The sequence below is a fragment of the Microbacterium sp. 18062 genome (genome assembly GCF_902706225.1).
GTDB lineage: Bacteria > Actinomycetota > Actinomycetes > Actinomycetales > Microbacteriaceae > Microbacterium.
The window spans coordinates 1-600 of the sequence record NZ_CACSKB010000166.1; the positions used below are offsets into that span (position 1 = coordinate 1).

At 48.7% G+C, this 600-nt stretch carries 1 protein-coding gene; it reads right to left on the minus strand.

The features are described 5' to 3' along the window. Nucleotides 1-442 (minus strand): hypothetical protein (locus tag GVL03_RS19175; RefSeq protein ID WP_200847267.1); only part of this gene is annotated, 442 nt, incomplete at its 3' end. Nucleotides 443-600 lie beyond the last annotated feature (158 nt).

Sequence of the window (600 nt, forward strand, 5' to 3'; positions counted from 1 at the left end):
TCCTAGTACTCTCTGGCAACTCTGCTTTCAACCGCTCACCGAATAACAATGAAGGAACAATGACTCGCTCACATGCCGCTGGCAGTTGGCGAAGATATTCACGATTTTCAACATAGGAGGTATGGCACTCTGCGACGTACCTGAACCCGCGCCTCTCACACATAGCAAAGGCCTGTGGACAATCTACGCAGAGAACCAGGTCATAAGCAGCGTCCTCTGGAAAATCCTGAGCGACCAAGACCTTTCGCGCGTCAATACCTTGTTTTTTCAGGGCAGAACGCAGTGGTGCCGCTCCACCCGAGTCGTATAAGAATAGCAAATCAGCCTGAAAGTGTGATGCATTCTTTTGAAACGCAATCAGGCGATTGAGAAAAATACGCTCAACACCGCCTTGAGTTGCCCACGGATAGACAAAACACACCCTATAGACCATAAAAATCACCCATATTTTTATACTGCTTTAAGTTACTCACCAATTCGTCGAACCGCGCAGTCCACGTTGTTGCGGCCAAGAATTCCTCGACCTGTCCGATATCGAGTTGTTTTTTCACCAGTAACGATGCAAATTGATTCAGCGCCTCGTCGCGTGTAGCGCACACC